This window comes from Pseudomonas sp. SED1 (assembly GCF_034044025.1).
Lineage (GTDB): Bacteria > Pseudomonadota > Gammaproteobacteria > Pseudomonadales > Pseudomonadaceae > Aquipseudomonas.
This window is the reverse complement of record NZ_JAXCIS010000095.1, coordinates 16,157-32,475: the sequence shown is the minus strand read 5'-3', so window position 1 is coordinate 32,475 and position 16,319 is coordinate 16,157. Positions and strand designations below refer to the sequence as shown.

The 16,319-nt window shown below is 61.1% G+C and carries 15 protein-coding genes and 1 pseudogene; 6 read left to right on the top strand and 10 right to left on the bottom strand.

The window, feature by feature from the left end; genetic code table 11:
- Positions 1–69: 69 nt before the first annotated feature.
- The 3 genes from SNL23_RS12820 to SNL23_RS12810 form a co-directional block, all read right to left on the bottom strand.
- Positions 70–864: an ABC transporter permease gene (locus tag SNL23_RS12820; RefSeq protein WP_076014132.1), complete on the bottom strand. Its 795-nt coding sequence runs from the start codon at positions 862–864 to the stop codon at positions 70–72.
- Positions 861–1,538: an ABC transporter ATP-binding protein gene (locus tag SNL23_RS12815; RefSeq protein ID WP_318302407.1), complete on the bottom strand. Its 678-nt coding sequence runs from the start codon at positions 1,536–1,538 to the stop codon at positions 861–863. Before SNL23_RS12815 ends, SNL23_RS12820 begins: the two co-directional genes overlap by 4 nt.
- Before the next feature lie 212 nt (positions 1,539–1,750).
- On the bottom strand, positions 1,751–2,215 hold the full coding sequence (locus SNL23_RS12810; protein ID WP_318302406.1) for a metallophosphoesterase family protein: 465 nt from the start codon (positions 2,213–2,215) through the stop codon (positions 1,751–1,753).
- A 193-nt stretch (positions 2,216–2,408) separates the two neighbouring features.
- On the opposite strand from SNL23_RS12810, the gene SNL23_RS12805 reads away from it, so the two are divergent.
- The 6 genes and pseudogenes from SNL23_RS12805 (at position 2,409) to SNL23_RS12780 (ending at position 10,793) form a co-directional block, all read left to right on the top strand.
- Positions 2,409–3,614: a DUF1835 domain-containing protein gene (locus SNL23_RS12805; protein ID WP_318302405.1), complete on the top strand. Its 1,206-nt coding sequence runs from the start codon at positions 2,409–2,411 to the stop codon at positions 3,612–3,614.
- Between the two features lie 306 nt (positions 3,615–3,920).
- A complete protein-coding gene (locus tag SNL23_RS12800) occupies positions 3,921–4,739 on the top strand; it encodes an ABC transporter substrate-binding protein (RefSeq protein ID WP_318302404.1) in 819 nt (272 codons plus the stop codon).
- On the top strand, positions 4,736–5,566 hold the full coding sequence (locus tag SNL23_RS12795) for an amino acid ABC transporter permease (RefSeq protein ID WP_167664479.1): 831 nt from the start codon (positions 4,736–4,738) through the stop codon (positions 5,564–5,566). The genes SNL23_RS12800 and SNL23_RS12795 overlap by 4 nt, the downstream gene beginning before the upstream one ends.
- Before the next feature lie 25 nt (positions 5,567–5,591).
- Positions 5,592–6,965 (top strand): LLM class flavin-dependent oxidoreductase, encoded by a 1,374-nt coding sequence (locus tag SNL23_RS12790; RefSeq protein ID WP_076014138.1) that lies wholly within the window; start codon positions 5,592–5,594, stop codon positions 6,963–6,965.
- Positions 6,966–6,978: 13 nt separating this feature from the next.
- Positions 6,979–7,191 (top strand): annotated as a pseudogene (locus SNL23_RS12785) (GntR family transcriptional regulator); the annotation flags it as partial.
- A 131-nt stretch (positions 7,192–7,322) separates the two neighbouring features.
- On the top strand, positions 7,323–10,793 hold the full coding sequence (locus tag SNL23_RS12780; protein WP_318302403.1) for a hypothetical protein: 3,471 nt from the start codon (positions 7,323–7,325) through the stop codon (positions 10,791–10,793).
- Between the two features lie 72 nt (positions 10,794–10,865).
- Here the strand turns inward: SNL23_RS12780 and SNL23_RS12775 are convergent, their stop codons facing one another.
- The 7 genes from SNL23_RS12775 to SNL23_RS12745 form a co-directional block, all read right to left on the bottom strand.
- A complete protein-coding gene (locus SNL23_RS12775; protein ID WP_318302402.1) occupies positions 10,866–11,609 on the bottom strand; it encodes a hypothetical protein in 744 nt (247 codons plus the stop codon).
- 122 nt (positions 11,610–11,731) lie between these two features.
- Entirely contained in the window at positions 11,732–12,778 is a 1,047-nt protein-coding gene (locus tag SNL23_RS12770) for an EscU/YscU/HrcU family type III secretion system export apparatus switch protein (protein ID WP_076014141.1), read from the bottom strand.
- 3 nt (positions 12,779–12,781) lie between these two features.
- A complete protein-coding gene (gene sctT / locus SNL23_RS12765; RefSeq protein ID WP_003208312.1) occupies positions 12,782–13,594 on the bottom strand; it encodes a type III secretion system export apparatus subunit SctT in 813 nt (270 codons plus the stop codon).
- Positions 13,595–13,600: 6 nt separating this feature from the next.
- Positions 13,601–13,870, bottom strand: a complete 270-nt coding sequence (sctS, locus tag SNL23_RS12760; protein WP_167664484.1) for a type III secretion system export apparatus subunit SctS — start codon at positions 13,868–13,870, stop codon at positions 13,601–13,603.
- Between the two features lie 10 nt (positions 13,871–13,880).
- The gene (gene sctR, locus SNL23_RS12755; RefSeq protein ID WP_003208316.1) at positions 13,881–14,534 is read right to left on the bottom strand and encodes a type III secretion system export apparatus subunit SctR; all 654 of its coding nucleotides are present in this window, start codon (positions 14,532–14,534) and stop codon (positions 13,881–13,883) included.
- Complete coding sequence (sctQ, locus tag SNL23_RS12750; RefSeq protein ID WP_318302401.1) at positions 14,531–15,532, bottom strand: type III secretion system cytoplasmic ring protein SctQ; 1,002 nt, start codon at positions 15,530–15,532, stop codon at positions 14,531–14,533. The genes sctR and sctQ overlap by 4 nt, the downstream gene beginning before the upstream one ends.
- Positions 15,529–15,978, bottom strand: a complete 450-nt coding sequence (locus SNL23_RS12745; protein WP_318302400.1) for a hypothetical protein — start codon at positions 15,976–15,978, stop codon at positions 15,529–15,531. Before SNL23_RS12745 ends, sctQ begins: the two co-directional genes overlap by 4 nt.
- Positions 15,979–16,319: the final 341 nt, after the last annotated feature.

Sequence of the window (16,319 nt, the reverse complement as noted above, 5' to 3'; positions counted from 1 at the left end):
AGCCGTTACCGCAGCAACGGATATGTACACAGTTCCCGCCTAAAAAATGCTACCCCCTCACCATCAAGGTCACACCCGCTCTTCAAGCCGGTAGCGCAAAAACCGATGCCCCGGAGAAAACAACCGACGGTAGGTAAGCAACACCGCACCTACCGTGCCCAGCGCCGACGCCGCAGCGATCAAAAACATAATCACGATCTGATAACGCACCGCGTCCACCGGGCTTTCTCCCGCCAGCACCTGGCCGGTCATCATGCCCGGCAGGCTGACAATCCCCACCACCGTCATCTGGTTCAGAGTCGGGATCATCCCCGCCCGCACCGCCTGGCGAATCGCATCCTGCGCCGCTTCCCAGCGTGAACCACCCAGGGCCAGGATCATCTCGATGGTGTTGCGCCCCGAGGTCAATTCCTGGGTCATGCGCTCAATGCCCAGGGACACGCCCGTGAGCGTATTGCCGAGAATCATGCCGAGGATCGGAATCGCATACTGCGGCTCGTACCACGGGTGAATCCGGATGATCGCGAACAAACCGATGGCCGTTACCAGCCACGAACTGCCCCACACCGACACAATGCTGTCGGCCCGCTGGCCGGCGTAGGTCCGCTTGCCGCGCCCGGCGGCCGAGAGCCCGGCGATCAGGGTCATCAGGCACATCAGCGGCAACACCACGTACCAGTAAGCGAACTCGAACACCCAGCCCAGCAGGTAACCAATCGCCAGCAGTTGCACCACCGTGCGCACAGCGGCCCAGAACAGCTGACGTTCCAGGCCCAGCCGCAATAGCAGTGACAGCGCGCCGTTGATCAAAATCAGTGAGGCGGCAATGGCCATGTCCAGTGCCGTAAGGTCGTGATAGTTCATGGCTGCACGGCTCCCGTCAGCACGCCAGCGTCCATATGCAGGCGGGTGGTGCTCATGCGTTGTGCCTGCTCAAGATCATGGGACACCCAGATGTAGGCGTGGTCGTTATCCGCTTCGGCCCAGGCGTTGATCAACGCCTCGACGTCTCGGGATGACGCCGGGTCGAGGGCGGCGGTGGGTTCGTCCAGCAGCAGTACATCAGGATTGAGTTGCAGGGTGCGGATCAGCGAAACCACCTGGGACTCACCGCCGGATAAGTCCCCGGCATTTTTTGCCAGGAAGCCAGGTTCTTTTCCCGCGTGGGCCAGCAGTGCCTTGACCGCATCCGGATCGAAACTCAGGTGGTGCAGGGCCTTTAGGCTGTAGGGGAAACGCAGGTTGTCCTCCACCGAGCCTTCGATCAGTGCCGGGCGTTGGGAGAGGTAGCTGATACGGCTGCGGTACTGCGGGATTTGCGCGTTGGCGATGGGTTGCCCGTGCCAGAAAATTTCCCCTGAGGTGGGCGCGTCGAGCAAGGCAAGTGCCCTAAGGAATACGCTTTTGCCGGAACCGGATGAGCCGGTAATGGAGATGCGGTCGGCACGGTGCAACTGGAAATCCGTAGGCTGCAGCAGTTGAAGCTGACGGCGCTCGTCCATACGCGTGAGCGCCCGGGTTTCTACTAATACGCTCATGGACTTGATGATCCTTGTTCCTGATTTAGACGCAATGGTAAGACAGGGTACGTCCCCCGTGGCGAGGGAGCTTGCTCCCGCTGGGCTGCGCAGCAGCCCCAAGAAATTAACGGTGTTTTTTCAGGTGTATCGCAGTGACTTTATTGGGGCCGCTTCGCATCCCAGCGGGAGCAAGCTCCCTCGCCACAACAAGCCCCCTCGCCACAGGTGCCTCAGCGCTTGGGCTCAAGCGACACCAGGCGTGGCTTGAGCGATTTCTCCTGCACCTCAAGCAGCGCCAGGGTCACCGGCAACTTGAAGCGGCGCCGCCCTGCACTGCCGGGATTGAGAAACAACCGCTCGCCGCGCCACTCGATCAATGGCTTGTGAGAGTGACCTGTGATCACCAGCCTGATACCCGGATCCAGCTCCTTCGGCACATCGGCGATGTCATGCACCAGCAGTGCCCGCCAGCCATTCAGCTCGAAATCCAGGCGATCCGCCAGATGCTCTGCCCAGGCGGCATCCAGGTCGTTGTTGCCGCGCACCACGTGCAACGGTGCGATCGAGGCCAGCAGCTCAAGAATTTCAGGGCTACCGATATCCCCGGCGTGAACAATCTGCTCGCAGCCTTCCAGGGCCGCCAGGGCCTCGGCACGGAGCAAGCCGTGGGTATCGGAAATCACACCAACTTTCATTTCGCGCTCCTGCTCAACTCAGCCGCGCTATCCACCGCGCGGCTTGCAATCAATCATTGCACTGCCTATATTTCCCGCCTGGCGCCATCTACGCCACCATCCGCGGAAAGGGCTGCGCCCAAGACCTTGACTGAATATCACATTTCTACGACTCCCAACCTTAAAGCGGACAAGGTTTGTGCAAGGAGATCGTATGTCGCAAGCATTCTCGTCCACTAACGGCCGTATCAACCTTGAGCAGCAACGCAAGCGCGCCAAGGAGCTGTTGCGCCGCCTGAAAAGCGCCGATGCCGCCGTTACGCCCACCTTATCCGATGCTCAATGGCTGATCGCCAAGGAACTCGGTTTCCCTAGTTGGCCCAAACTCAAAGCACACATAGATGCAGTGGATTTTGCCGCCCGCCATCCGGGTTTCGAGGCCAGCGACGAGGCCCGCACCACCCACTGGCGCTGCGGCAATGACATTGCCCACAGCCTGGGTGTGGCGGGGTTCAAGGGGCACTTTCGGATGCTGATTGATCCGCTGTGCATGGGCCCGGTCCAGGACCTGCCAGCCGAGCAATACCAAGCCGTTCGCAGCCGCTATATCAGCCAGGTATTTGCAATGGACGAGGCCGAGGTGTCCCGCCGACATGCAGACGAATACAAGCATCTTGAGCAACTGGCCAACACCGGTCATAGCGTGTTGTGGTGTGAGGCGGATGCTTACGATCAGTTGTTCCTGATTCGGGCGCTGGCAGGGCTTGAGCGTTTGCCTGAAAAGCTCGAGCTGATCGAGGTCGACCGCATCCCCGGCGTGCAACGTTTTATCGGCATTGGCCAACTGGCGCCTGAAGTGTTGCCGTGGCTATGGCCACAGCGTCGGCGGGTCGATGAGGACATGCTGAAGCTGGCGCGGCAGGCCTGGCTGGCGTACTGCGACAGTTCGCCGGTCAAGCTGGCGGAACTGGCCCGGGACAACCATACAGCCCTGCCCTTCCTGGCCCTGGCGTTGCGTCGGCAGTTGCAGGAGTTACCGGGTGTGCGGGACGGTTTGTCACTGACCGAGCGCCTGTCCCTGCACTACGTGGATGAGGCCGGGCCTGTGCCGTTTGGCAGGGTGTTTGCCGAGTTGATGGGCAAGCGCGAACCGCTGCCTTACCTGGGGGACATGATGTTCCATGCGCTGATGCGGCCACTGATTGATGGCGGTAATCCGCTGTTGATCGAGTCCGAGACTCAACTGCCGTGGCCTCAACGTTTGTTGGCGTTGACTGCGCTGGGTCGTCAGGTTCTGAACGGCAAGGCTTACTGGCCGGACCATGCCAGCCAGGAACGCTGGATCGGTGGCGTCTGTATCCAGCCCGGCCAACCTCACTGGGTGATTGACGAGGATCTCGTTCCCGTCTGGCGCGGCTAAAAACGCCCAATTCGAGCGGTTATATCCATAGCAATAAACGATAGTGGTATATACCAGATTGCTCCCTCATAAATCGCCCCATCAAAAGACTGCAGTCTGGAGTGGCAAGCGGGGGTGTCCTGGCAGAGTGATTTGCCCAACAGGATCAACAACTCGCAATCGCTTGAAAACAATGTTTACAACCCAACTGTTGCCAGGCCAACAGTTGGGAAAACATATAACTAAAACAGCGGTTTACAGCACATAAAATCATTAAACACAGAGCACTTATCGCGTTTAAATATAAAAAACGCCATGAGTGTATTTATGAACTTACGTACTGTCGTGACCCTGAGCCTGGCCCTGTTAGTGGCAAGCCCGACGGTGTTCGCCGAGGCCACACTGGATCGCATCACACAATCGAAGCAGTTGGTCGGCGTGCTGATGGAGAACTATCCGCCCTTCTCTTTTCTCAATGAACAAAACCAGCTCGACGGCTTCGACGTAGATGTCGCCAAGGCCGTCGCGGATAAGCTCGGCGTCACCTTGAAACTGGAAACACCGTCCTGGGAAGTGATCGCCGCCGGTCGCTGGCAAGGCCGTTATGACGTGTGCATCTGCTCCATGACCCCCAGTGCCGCCCGGGGGCAAGTGTTCAACTTCCCTGTCGAGTATTACGCCTCGCCGGCGGTCATCGTGGTCAACGCTGATGAGTCTTCCATCCACTCGGCCAGTGACCTTTCCGGGAAAAAAGTCGGCGTGGGCAGTGCCTCGACCTACGAAGCCTACCTGAACAAAGACCTGGTGATTGAAGGCGCCAACACGCCCATCGACTACCCGTTCAGCCAGATTCAAGCCGTGCCTTACGACAATGAAATCGTGGCCTTCCAGGACCTCGCACTGGGCACCGGCAAACGCCTGGATGCAATGCTCACCAACCTGGTGACCGCCAATGAACGGATCAAGCACGACCCACGCTTCAAGGTCGTCGGCAAACAGCTGTACAGCGAGCCCAACGTGGTCGCCACCGAAAAAGGCGACCCACAGTGGAACGCCAGGCTGACCCAAGTGCTGGCCGACCTGAAAAGCGACGGCACGCTGACGAAGATTTCCCAGAAATGGATCGGCGCAGACATCACCCAATGAGTGTTTTCCCCACCCCGCCCACTGTGGTGAAACCGCCGCCCGTCAAACGCCAGTGGCTGTCCTTCCAGGTACGCCTGTGGCTGACCTGGGGCGTGATGCTGTGCCTGTTCGCCGGTTTGTTCATGAGCTTCGATCTGAAGTTTGCGATCGTCGCGGCCAAGTGGCAGAACCTGGTGGGCCTGCACCTGTCGCCCAACGGTTTCCTGCAGGGTGCGGCGCTGACGCTGTTCCTGTGTTTCTGCTCGATCTGGCTGTCCCTGGCGCTGGGCTTTGCGACGGCCCTGGCGCGCTTGTCGAACAGCGCGGTGGCGTTCGGAATCGCCAGTTTCTACGCTTCATTCTTTCGCGGCACGCCGCTGCTGATCCAGATTCTGCTTATCTACCTTGGCCTACCGCAACTGGGCGTGGTGCCGGGCGCCATCAGCGCCGGGATCATTGCCCTGTCGTTGAACTATGGGGCCTACCTGAGCGAGATCTTTCGCGCGGGAATCATCGGTGTTTCCCAGGGCCAGCGTAACGCCGCAGCCGCGCTGGGCATGGGCCCCACGGTGACGTTCTGGCAGATCGTGCTGCCCCAGGCGATGCGCACCATCATTCCGCCGACCACCAGCCAGTTTATTTCGATGCTCAAGGACTCCTCGCTGGTGTCGGTCATGGGCGTCTGGGAAGTGATGTTCCTCGCGCAGTCCTACGGGCGCTCGTCGTACCGCTACATCGAAATGCTCACCACCGCCGCCGTCATCTACTGGCTGCTGTCCATTGGCCTGGAACTGATTCAGGCCCGCCTGGAGCGGCACTACGGCAAGGCCTACCTTCACGGCCGATAACCTCTTTTTATTTGCAGGAAGCATCATGTCTGATCCAACCCCGTTGTTATTCGGCCTGTACGAACAAGCCAGTGTCGGCTGCGGCGGCGCGCCCAGCCTGTGGACCCACCCGGCGGATGAGCGGCTGGGTATCAACACCCTCAAGTACTGGTCGAACCTGGCCCGCACGGCCGATGAAGCCAACCTCGACTTGATGTTCTTCGGTGATGTACTGGGTTTCTACGATGTGTTCGGCAGCTCCGAAGCGGCGGCGTTGAAATGGGCGGTGGAAGCCCCCGCCAATGACCCGCTGACCATCATCCCGGCACTGGTGGCGCTGACCGAGAAACTCGCGTTTGGCGTCACAGTCAGCACCTCCTACGAACACCCGTTCACCCATGCTCGGCGCTTCAGCACCCTGGACCATCTGTCCGATGGGCGTATCGGCTGGAATATCGTCACCTCCTACCTCTCCAGCGCCGCACGCAACTTCGGCCTGGAGCAGATGATCAAGCACGACGACCGCTACGAGCGCGCCGAAGAGTTTCTCGACGTGGTGTACAAGCTCTGGGAAGGCAGTTGGGCGGATGACGCCGTGCTCGCCGACAAACTCGCCCGCTCCTATGCCGATGGCTCGCGCGTACGGCCGATCCAGCATGCCGGCGAACATTACCGGGTGGCCGGGCCGCACCTCACGTCACCCTCGCCGCAACGCACGCCGCTGCTGATCCAGGCGGGTTGGTCGGGCCGTGGCCGGCAGTTCGCGGCCAAGCATGCGGAGCTGGTGTTCATCGCCAAATCCAACCCGCAGGAAATACGCCAGGGGCTCGAAGATATCTGGCGCCAGGCCGAAGCCCGCGGACGCAGGCAACAAGACGTCAAGTCCCTGACCGTGCTGCGCATCGTCACCGCCCCCACCGCCATCGAGGCCCAACAGAAATACGACACCCTGCAAAGCAACTACCACCTGCAAGCGCAGTTGGTGAGCTACGCGGGCGACACCGGCATCGATATCAGCCGCTACGCCGACAATGAAGCGCTGTCCACCCACACCGAAGGCATGACCTCCTATGTGATGAAACCCGATGGCAGCGGCAAACCGTTGACGGCCGGCGAGGTCAGACAGCGCTTCGCCAACGTGACGCGGGGCAGCGATTTGATCCTGGTGGGCACCCCGGAGCAGGTGGCGGAAAAAATTGAGGAACACGCCAGAATCTCCGGTACCAGCGGCTACATGCTCAACCCGTTGATCAGCCCTGGCTCGCTGAATGACTTTGTCGAGCTGGTGATCCCGGCTCTGCAAAAACGCGGCCTGTATCGCACCACACCACAGACCGGCACCCTGCGTTCCCGCCTCGGCGCCGAGGGCAGTGATCGCCTGCCAGCCTCAGCCTATGGGGCTTCGTTCCGCTTTGAGTAAGGTACTCGTGGGCACCTTGCGCCAAGCCTTGCAGCAGCTGGAAGCCGAAGGCCTGGTGTATCGGGAAAACCGTCGCGGCTGGTTTGTCAGCCCCCGGCGCACCCGCTATGACCCGACACGCATCAGCGCCTTCATGGATCATGTGAGTACCCAGGGGCGCTCGCCCCGCACCGAATGCCTGCAGGCGCAGTTGCGCCCGGCAGGCGATGCGTTGTCCAACGTGATGGAGACGCGCTGCCCCGGGACGTGAATTTCACACCCGTGAAAGCTTGTGACTTGTTGCCAACAAACCCGCTTTTACCCGCTTTCAGCCCCTAAGATCGAGTCCTCGTGCGCCCCCTCACATGGACTGAACCGATGATCACCCGTCCCGAAAAATCCGCCTCTCCCCGCGTCGATCAACCCAACGCTCCCGAGCGCGTTTTCGACGCCGTCCTGAACAAAGCCAAAGTCCTGGCCAGCAGCGGACCGGGCGACAAAACCCTTAAGCCCGAGGACTACAAGGAAGTCACCGCCCTGCCGGGCAAACTCGATATCGACAAGCTCAAGGTCATCTCCCAGGACAAAGACGCCGGGGTGATCTACTTCGAACAGGACGGCGCCAAATACAAGATCAGCGCCGAGGGCGCGGCCAACGCCCAGGACGGGTTCGACGTGCTGAAAAACCTGCGCTTCGGCCATGCCGTGGCCCCGGTCAACCAGGGCGGTCCCGACGAAGGCACGCCGTTGTACACCTTCCTCCAGACCCTGGCCGAAACCCAGGGCACCCCGGCCGGCAAGGCCATCGTCGAAAGCCTGAAGAACCCAGACCAGCAACTGCTGCGCGAGGACGGCGATGGGGTACGCCTGGCCAATATCAAATCCGTGGGCAAGGCCGAAGACGGCATCCTCAAGGTGAGCCTGGAAAACGGCAAGACCCTGGTCATCTCCGAATTGCTTACGCCTCAAGCGTTCAGCACCTACACCCAGGCTGGGGTGACCAAGCAGGCTCTGAATGACGGCAAGACCAAGGGTTATGAAGCAGTCACCAGCCTGCCGGGAGACCTCGATTTCAGTCAGTTGAAAGTGGTGTCCGAAGACAGCAGCGCCGGGGTGATCCTGTTTGAACACCAGGGCCACAAGTACATGATCAGCAAGTCCGAAGCCGACCTGCCGCAACCCGGCGCCGATCTCAGTAATCCCAACCCCAATGCCGGCGGGACGTTCTACAACTTCCTCCACGCCGTGCACGCCAGTGAAGGTTCGCAAGCCTTCGACTACATCAAGAACGCCCAGTCCCTGCCCGGCCAGGCGCTGCTGCGCAAGGACGAAGCCAGCCTGAAGCTGGGGGACATCAGCAAGGTCGACGCGCCCATGGACGGCATCCTCGTGGTCAACCAGGCCGACGGCAAATTGCTGGTGGTGTCCAAGGACATCACCCCCGAAGCCTTCGCCGCCTACACCACCAAGGGCCAAACCCTGGCCGGCATCGAAAAGGCCAAGGGCGACGGTTATACCCTCGCCGGCCCGGACGCGTACCTGCCCTCCACCGAAGACATCATGAGCGTTGGCGGTGCCGGTGATTATGGCCCCGGCCTGATCGCCTTCACCCAGCACAAGCCGGGGGGCAGCGAAGAGAAAATCGTGGTGTCGGAAGACAGCAACCCACAGCTGTTCGAGCAGATTTCCAGCTACCGCAGCGACATCGCCGCCCAGACCACCGACGTCGACAAGCTGCGCACCGACAACGGCCTGCCGCCCCTCAAGGACGTGTCCGTCGACAACCTGACCACCACCGAAAAAGATGAAAGCGGCAACCCGCTGTCGGTACAGGACCTGTCGATGAAAACCCTGGTGGACAGCTACCGCGCCGGGGTCAAGGACGGCAGCATCGGCAAGGACGATCCGCGCGCCAAGTTCCTGCGAGCGGTGGAAGCCCGGAGCATGGCCGACAACGGCATGTCGATCATTCCCGAGCACGGTTTCGGCAACCAGGGCATTGCCACCACACCCATTGACGTGACCTCGCGGGACGTGCGCGACAACATCTTCGACACCAAGGCCATCGACCAGACCATCAACGACCTGCTCGGCGACTCGACCATCCAGCACGACATCAAGGCCAACCACGACGCGGCCCTGGGCAAGGTTGATGGTGGCCAGGCCAAGGTCGACGAGACCCGGCAGAAACTGATCGACAGCACCTCATCGGAGAATTTCACCAAGTACATCAAGTCCTTGCAGGACGGCGGCAAGACCGAACTGGCCACCCAGGAAATCCAGACCGCCTACACCGCCCTCGCCGACATCGACCCGGCCAAGGCCGACAACTTCCTGCAAAACCTGCAAATCGACGGCTACACCGATGCCGTTGAAAAGCTGATGGACGATCCCACCAAGATTTCCGACGACAATACCGCCCTGGCCACCACCGACAACACCATGGCGATCCTGTCGATGCTCAAGGGTGGCGCCGACGGCCTGCCGCGCCAGGCGCTGGGGGTGTATTCGAAATTCGTCGACCAATTGCTCAAGGACAAAAACGCCGCCGCCGACTTCGGCAAGGCGATGATTTCCCTCGGCGATACCTGGCAGAAAAACGGCGTGATCAGCTTCAGCGACATCGACAAGGCGGTGAGCAAGGAAATCATGCCGGGCCTCAGCGAAGAGAACCGCAGCTCCTTCGTGAAGAACCTCAACTTCCTCAAGGACAACGGCGTACTCGGCTCGGTGGGCGGGGCGATCGGCATGGGCCGGATCGTCTACCAACTCGCGGGCCAGGGCGGCAAGCTGGCGGATACGCCGATGAAGCGCCTGGGCATCGCCAACGACTTCCTTGGCTTCCTCGGTACCGGCTCACACTTCGCCACGCTGGGCTTGAAGGTCTACGACAAGTTGCGCGGCACCAACGCCTACAAACTGATGGGCTTCGACCGTTCCTTGCCCGACCTGTGGGCCAAGCCCGGCGAGGGATACCACGCGCTGCCCAAGGACGCCGAGGCGGTGCAAAAGAAGTACTTCGACATCGTCGACCAGGCCATGGACGACGGCAAGGACGTGGGCAAGGCCCTCAACAGTGGCGGCTGGAGCGACGAAGGCGCGAAGAAGGTCCAGGAAGGTATCGAAAAAGGCATCGCCAGCCGCGGCGGCGTGGCAGGTGCCGGGTTTGGCGCGAAGTTCGCCAGCAGCGCGATCAAGGTGATCGGCATGGCCACCGACGTGGCGGGCGGCGTGATCAGTGTGGTCCAAGCGGCGTTTACCTTGCGTGATGGAGTGCGCGAGAAAGACCCGGTGAAAATCGCCTCGGGTTCACTGTCCATGGCCGGTGGCGTCAGCAGCCTGGTGGCGGCTGGCGGCGGCGTGCTCACCACCCTGGGGGTAACCGGGCGGATCATTCCGTTCCTGGGGCCGGTGGGCTTTTTGATTTCCGGCGCGCTGTCGTTTGTCGGGGCGATCCTGAGCACCGTGCAGTCCCACAAACTGCACAAGATCTCGATGCAGAACTGGAACCAGATCCAGGACTTCAAGCAGGACGGGCTGCTCAAGCCCAACGGGGATGAGGCGTATGTGTGGTTGCAGACGTACCTGTCCGACTGGGGCCAGCGGGATGCGCCGCAGGACCAGAGTATTTTTGATTTCCGCAAGGAAGAGTGGGATGCACGCTCGAGCATCCGTGGCGGCGATCATCGGCGGGACCATCCGGACTTTATCGGCGACGGGAACAACCGCAATTCAGAGGACTACAAATACTCACTGAAACCGTCGGAATGGACCAATGAGAACCACGACATCACCTGGCGCGTGGGGGATGGGTATGGCGGTGAGTATCATGATGTAGACAAGCCCTGATCGCCCTGACACAAGGTAAAAACCCTGTGTAGCTTAACGGCTCCACAGGGGTTCAGGACCAGGGCGGTGTGCTTAGCGGCGCGCCAGGTGAGCGGATGTCAGTTGTGCATTGCGATAACCGATAATGCCGTCCTGCCTGCCGTTGTCATCGATGGAGTCCAACGCGTGGCTCACATGAGGCCGCTTGACGATTTCTCGGGCAAGCAACGTCATGTTGTCCTCTGCCCAGTTGCCAGACAGCTGACGCCCCGCAATGTTGTAGATCTGCTCAACGTCGGCCACGCCATTTTCCGGTTTGCCGAACGCCTTGTAGTTATTGCCAAAAGCCAGCGCCACGCTGGAGTCGGACATCCGGTCATAAATATTTATAGGCGACGCATGGCACGGGTCGGGACGGCAAGGTTGAGGGTGTGGAGGTGGGCAGCCAGGCGTGGACTTGGACAACTTTTCGGCGGCCAACTTCGGATTCCACCGGCCAATACGGCCATCTCGTGGTGCATTGTTTCGATGGTCCACCGTATCCAGCTCGTTCATTACGTGGTCGCGCTCGACTACCTGCCTGGCCAGCATCGTCAGGTTGTCCTGCTGGGGATTTCCTGTCAGTTGGCGCTGCGCGACTTCACGAATTTTCCCCGACGTTGCATAGGACGTACCCGAGGGCCTGAACGCATCGAAATTTTTATCAAGCGCCAACGCCAAGTCAGAATCCGACAGCCGTTTATAGGGATCCGCAGGGGGACGCTGGGCATGCAGGACCTGACTGTTGAGTTGCGCGCTATGAGCATTAGACGTGAAGTGACGGTGGATTTCTGCCATGAGTTTGTTTTCCTGGATTGTTCGACATTCCCGCTCTGCACTCCTTCAAGAAAACGCAGAGGCAGAGGGCTGTCACTCTGTGGCGACTAACTTTGGATCGGTTCCAGAGACTTACGCTCGACCTAAATCAACCGCGCCGCCACCAACCAATCCGCCACCGCCTGAAACGAAGCATCCGGCACCGGGTCCCCCGGTACTGTCTTCCTGGCAATTGCCTCCGCCAGGTTTTTGTCTGGCGCCTGCGGTATGCCCAGGTCGAACGCCTCCTGCAACATCCCCAACGCCTCCTCCGGCGAAGCCCGGCACACCACCACCGGCACCGGCGTTTCCCCACGCACATAGCGCACACCGATTACCCAGCCGTCGGTGGTGCCGATCATCATCGAAGCCCGGCCCAGCCCCAGCTTGGTGGCCAGCGCCTGCATCTCCTGGCGCTGGCGCCGCCGCTCGCTCTTGATCAGCGGGTCGCCATCGATATCCTTGCGCTCACGCTTGGTCTCGCTGCGGGTCATTTTCATGTCGCGGCCAAACAGCCAGCGTTGCATCAACACGTCTACCCCGCCCACCAGGATGAAGGCCGCCAGTACAGTAAACACCAGCGGCTTGAGCACCAGGAAAAACGTCGACTCGATACACCCCGCGCCACACCGCGACGACTCCATCAACGCCTGCAACGCGTGCCGCCCCACCACGTAGAACGCTACGGCCAGCACATGCACCTTGATCAGGCCCTTGATGAACTCCACAAAGTTGCGCAAGGCGAACAGCTTCTTGAAGCCTTCCGCCGGGTTGATGCGCTTGAACTCCGGCTTGATAGGCTCCACGGAAAACACAAAGCCGCGCATGGTGATGATATTGGTCAGGATTACCACCCCGGTGGTCACCGCCATCACCGGCAAAGTGATGCCGATCACCAGTTGCTCGGCGTGGTCCAGCACCCGTGGCCACACCGTGGCGAAGGGTTCGATGTAGATCTGCGCGGTCAGGTCGATCAGCGCGGTGACCTGGGCCTGGGCCCGTGGCGCGAGGATTGAGATGCACAGGGTGCAAAACAGGATGACCATGCCCGAGACCAGGTCCTGGCTCTTGGCGACCTGGCCTTTCTTGCGCGCGTCCTTGAGCTTTTTGTCCGTGGCCGGCTGGGATTTTTCTTCGCTGGTATCACCCATGCCCTACTCCATGCCCGCCAGGGTTTTCAGCAGTTCCACGGTGCCGCGAAACTCAGCCAACTGGTCCAGCATCAAAGGAATCAGGAAGCCGATGTAGATCACCATCAGGATCGAGAAAAACAGGTTTTTCACCGGCAGCGACAGGTCGAAAATATGCAGGTTCGGCGCCATGCGCGACAGGTACGCGAGCATCAGGTCGGTGACCAGCAGCGAGATGATCAGCGGCGAGACCATCAGCACCCCGACGCGCATGATCTGGTCAAGGATCGACAGCACCGCCAGCAACGCGGAGCTGGCAAATACCGGGGTGAACGCGGTGACCGGCCACAATTGGTAGCTGTGGTAATAGCCGTCGACCATCAGGATAAAACCGCCGGACATGAAGAACAGCGTTATCAGCATCACCGTCAGCAACGTGGACATCACACTTGATTCCCCGGTGGACAACGGGTCCACCAGTTGCGCCATGGTCGAGCCGCGCTGCAGGTCGATCAACTCCCCCGCCACTTCCGCCGCCCAGAACGGTATGCCGAACAACAGGCCGATCAGGATGCCGATCAGGAATTCCTTGATCAGCAACCCGGCGATAAACAGGCTGCCGTGGTTGGGCATCGAGGTCATGGCGTCGAACACCGGCATGAACATCGGGATCGAAATCGCCACGGCGACGCAGCCGCGAATCATCCCGGTGAGCCCGAGGCGGTTGAACGCCGGGGTGATCACTACCACGCCCATGGCCCGGCAGGCCGCCAGCGAAGCCGAGCTGATCACCGGGTAGGCGACTTCGAGAAACTGTGCGGTAAGGCTGGCATCCATGGGCGGTCAGCGCGTCCACAACGGGAAGTTATCCAGCACCTGGCTGCCGAGTTCCGTCACTTGCCCGGCCAGCACCGGCCCCAGGAATACGATGGTCAGCAGCACCGCCACAAGCTTCACTACCTGGGGCAAGGTCTGGTCCTGGATCTGGGTCAGCGCCTGGAACAGGCCCACACTCAAGCCGACGATAATCGCCACCCCGAGCGCTGGCGCGGAGAGCATCAGCACGGTCATCAGTGCCTGTTTCATCAATGACAGGAAAACGTCCTGGCCCATGGGTCGTGCCTCAGCCGTAACTCAGAATCAAACCGTGCATCAGGCGCGACCAGCCGCTCAATGACACGAACAGGAAGATTTTCAGCGGGATCGAAATCAGGTTCGGCGAGACCATCGACATGCCCATCGCCATCAGCACGTTGGACACCAGCAAGTCCACCACCAGGAACGGGATATACAGCAGGAACCCGATCTCGAAGGCCCGGGTCAGCTCCGAGCTGACGAACGCCGGGATCAGCACCACCAGGTCGTCATCCCGCAGGTCGGCACGGGCTTCCGGCGACCAGATGGTCTCGGTGGCCTGCACGAAAAAGCCGCGCTCGGATTCATTGGCAAACCGCGCCAGGTGCGCCTGTAACGGCGGGCGCAAGGCGTCGCCAAGGTCCTTGAGTTGCTCGACGTGTTCGATGTTCAGGTCGCGCCCTTCCACCTGGCGGTACATGTCGCCAATCAACGGCGTAGTGACGTACACCGAGAGAATCAGCGCGATGCCGTACAGCACCAGGTTCGGCGGCGTTTGCTGCACGCCCAGGGCGTTGCGGATCAGGAACAGCACCACCGAGATTTTCATGAAGCCGGTAAGGGTCACCACCGCCAACGGGATCAACCCGATGGTGGCAACCACCAGGATGATCTCGATCAGGTTCGGCTGATAACCGGTCATGGGGTGGCGAAACTCAGCAGGCGCACACCCAGGCCGTCACCGATTTTCACCAGTTGGCCCTGGCCGACGCGGCGGCCGTTGACCATCAGGTCCACGCCATCCACCGTCGGCGTATTCAGTTGCAGCAGGCTGCCCGTGCCCAACTCCCGCAGTTGCGCCAGGGTCAGTTCCAGGCTGCCGACCTGGCACACCAGCTTGAGGGGCAAATCGTCCAGGGCCGCGGCGGCATCGACATCAGTCATTGTGTTCTCCATGTCCAAAAGGGGCGATTTCAAAGGTTCCTGTAGCTGCAGCGATGAGCCGTCACGCCGGCAGCGGGCTTGCAGGCGGCCCTCAAGGTCCAGCAGCAGTCCGCTGCCGGCTTCGAGCATCAGCACATCGCCGGGCTGCAGGCTGCGCAACTCACCGAGGCTCAGCCATTGCTGCCCGGTGAGCACCGAGAGTGTCTGGCGCAGCGCGGGTAACAGGTCGGCTTGGACCTGGCCGTGTTGCTCCAGCAACTGCGCCACCAGGAACGCAGCGCTTTCGCTCAGGTCGAGCTGGGCGGCCATTGGCGGGGTGTTGCCGAAGGTCAATGTCAGCGCCAGGTGCACGGGGTAAGACCGCGCCTCGTCACTGGCTTCGAGCAACTGCACGGGGTGGCCGAGCAACGGCTCCAGGCGCTCGATCAGGTCCAGTACAGCCAACTCCAGCAACAGCGAGCGCGGCAATGACGGCAGCACCTGCGCGTCGAACTGCAACGCCAGCGGCACCAGTACTTGCTCCACAGCGGCGGCGGACAGACGCAGGCGCACCGGCGACTGGCCGAGCAACAGCTGCACATCCCGAGGCGATTTCAGCGGCTGGGGATCGGCGGCCCAGGCGACGCTCAAGTCCTGCCCGGCACAACGGCCCTGCCACGCATGGCGCCGGCGGTGCAGCTGGTTATGCACGGTGAGCAGCGCCGGGTCGTGGTGTTCGAGCCAGGGGCCCAACGGGTCGGCAAGGGCGACGATCATGTGCCGAGCCCTTGTTCTTCACGCAACTCACCGGCGACCCGCTCGCAGCTTTCACGCCCGTCCAACAGGCTTTGCCAGGCATCGGACTGGCGCTGGCGGCTCAGGCGTTCCTGGCGAAACAGCTCACGCTCGCGCTCCTGGGTTTGCAGGGTGCTGGAGACTTGGCTGACGTCGCCTTCAAGCAAGCGCTCATCGTCGGACAAGCCCCGCAGGCGATCCTGGGCGGCCTGCCAACTGGCCACCGACAAGCCCTCTGTGAGTGAGGCGTAAATCTCGCCGGCCTCACGGGCAACGGCTTCGCGGTGCAGGCGCAATTGCTCCTTGGCATCAGTCAGGGCGCCGTGGGTTTGCGCGCAGCGTTGCTGCTGCGCCGCCAACTGGCTGGCCGCCCGTTGTTCCCGCAGCACCCGCAGGGTTTGCAGAGTGCGCAGTTGTTCAGTCTTCATCGGTTCTTTTCTCCATCGTCATACCAACAGCGCACTCACTGAGTGCATGAAGATTGAATGTGGGAGCTGTCGAGCTACGGCGAGGCTGCGATAGCGATGTCGGCAGTGCTGACGCCATCGCAGCCTCGCTAAAGCTCGACAGCTCCCACACTGGATTTGGGCTCACACCAGCACCTGGCGCATGCGGGTCAAGGTGTGTTCGGGGCTGCTGGGTTCGATTGAGTGCATGAAGATCAAATGTGGGAGCTGTCGAGCCCCGGCGAGGCTGCGATAGCGGTGGGTCAGGCAACATTGATGTTGGCTGTACTGACGCCATCGCAGCCTCGCTGAAGCTCGACAGC

Excerpts from the sequence above, each read along its gene's own strand:
- sctS (WP_167664484.1), bottom strand. The coding sequence starts at position 13,870 with ATGGGCCAGGACGTTTTCCTGTCATTGATGAAACAGGCACTGATGACC.
- SNL23_RS12790 (WP_076014138.1), top strand. The coding sequence starts at position 5,592 with ATGTCTGATCCAACCCCGTTGTTATTCGGCCTGTACGAACAAGCCAGT.
- SNL23_RS12795 (WP_167664479.1), top strand. The coding sequence starts at position 4,736 with ATGAGTGTTTTCCCCACCCCGCCCACTGTGGTGAAACCGCCGCCCGTC.
- sctR (WP_003208316.1), bottom strand. The coding sequence starts at position 14,534 with ATGACCGGTTATCAGCCGAACCTGATCGAGATCATCCTGGTGGTTGCC.
- SNL23_RS12745 (WP_318302400.1), bottom strand. The coding sequence starts at position 15,978 with ATGAAGACTGAACAACTGCGCACTCTGCAAACCCTGCGGGTGCTGCGG.
- SNL23_RS12770 (WP_076014141.1), bottom strand. The coding sequence starts at position 12,778 with ATGGGTGATACCAGCGAAGAAAAATCCCAGCCGGCCACGGACAAAAAG.
- SNL23_RS12800 (WP_318302404.1), top strand. The coding sequence starts at position 3,921 with ATGAACTTACGTACTGTCGTGACCCTGAGCCTGGCCCTGTTAGTGGCA.
- SNL23_RS12810 (WP_318302406.1), bottom strand. The coding sequence starts at position 2,215 with ATGAAAGTTGGTGTGATTTCCGATACCCACGGCTTGCTCCGTGCCGAG.
- sctT (WP_003208312.1), bottom strand. The coding sequence starts at position 13,594 with ATGGATGCCAGCCTTACCGCACAGTTTCTCGAAGTCGCCTACCCGGTG.
- sctQ (WP_318302401.1), bottom strand. The coding sequence starts at position 15,532 with ATGATCGTCGCCCTTGCCGACCCGTTGGGCCCCTGGCTCGAACACCAC.
- SNL23_RS12815 (WP_318302407.1), bottom strand. The coding sequence starts at position 1,538 with ATGAGCGTATTAGTAGAAACCCGGGCGCTCACGCGTATGGACGAGCGC.
- SNL23_RS12775 (WP_318302402.1), bottom strand. The coding sequence starts at position 11,609 with ATGGCAGAAATCCACCGTCACTTCACGTCTAATGCTCATAGCGCGCAA.
- SNL23_RS12805 (WP_318302405.1), top strand. The coding sequence starts at position 2,409 with ATGTCGCAAGCATTCTCGTCCACTAACGGCCGTATCAACCTTGAGCAG.
- SNL23_RS12780 (WP_318302403.1), top strand. The coding sequence starts at position 7,323 with ATGATCACCCGTCCCGAAAAATCCGCCTCTCCCCGCGTCGATCAACCC.
- SNL23_RS12820 (WP_076014132.1), bottom strand. The coding sequence starts at position 864 with ATGAACTATCACGACCTTACGGCACTGGACATGGCCATTGCCGCCTCA.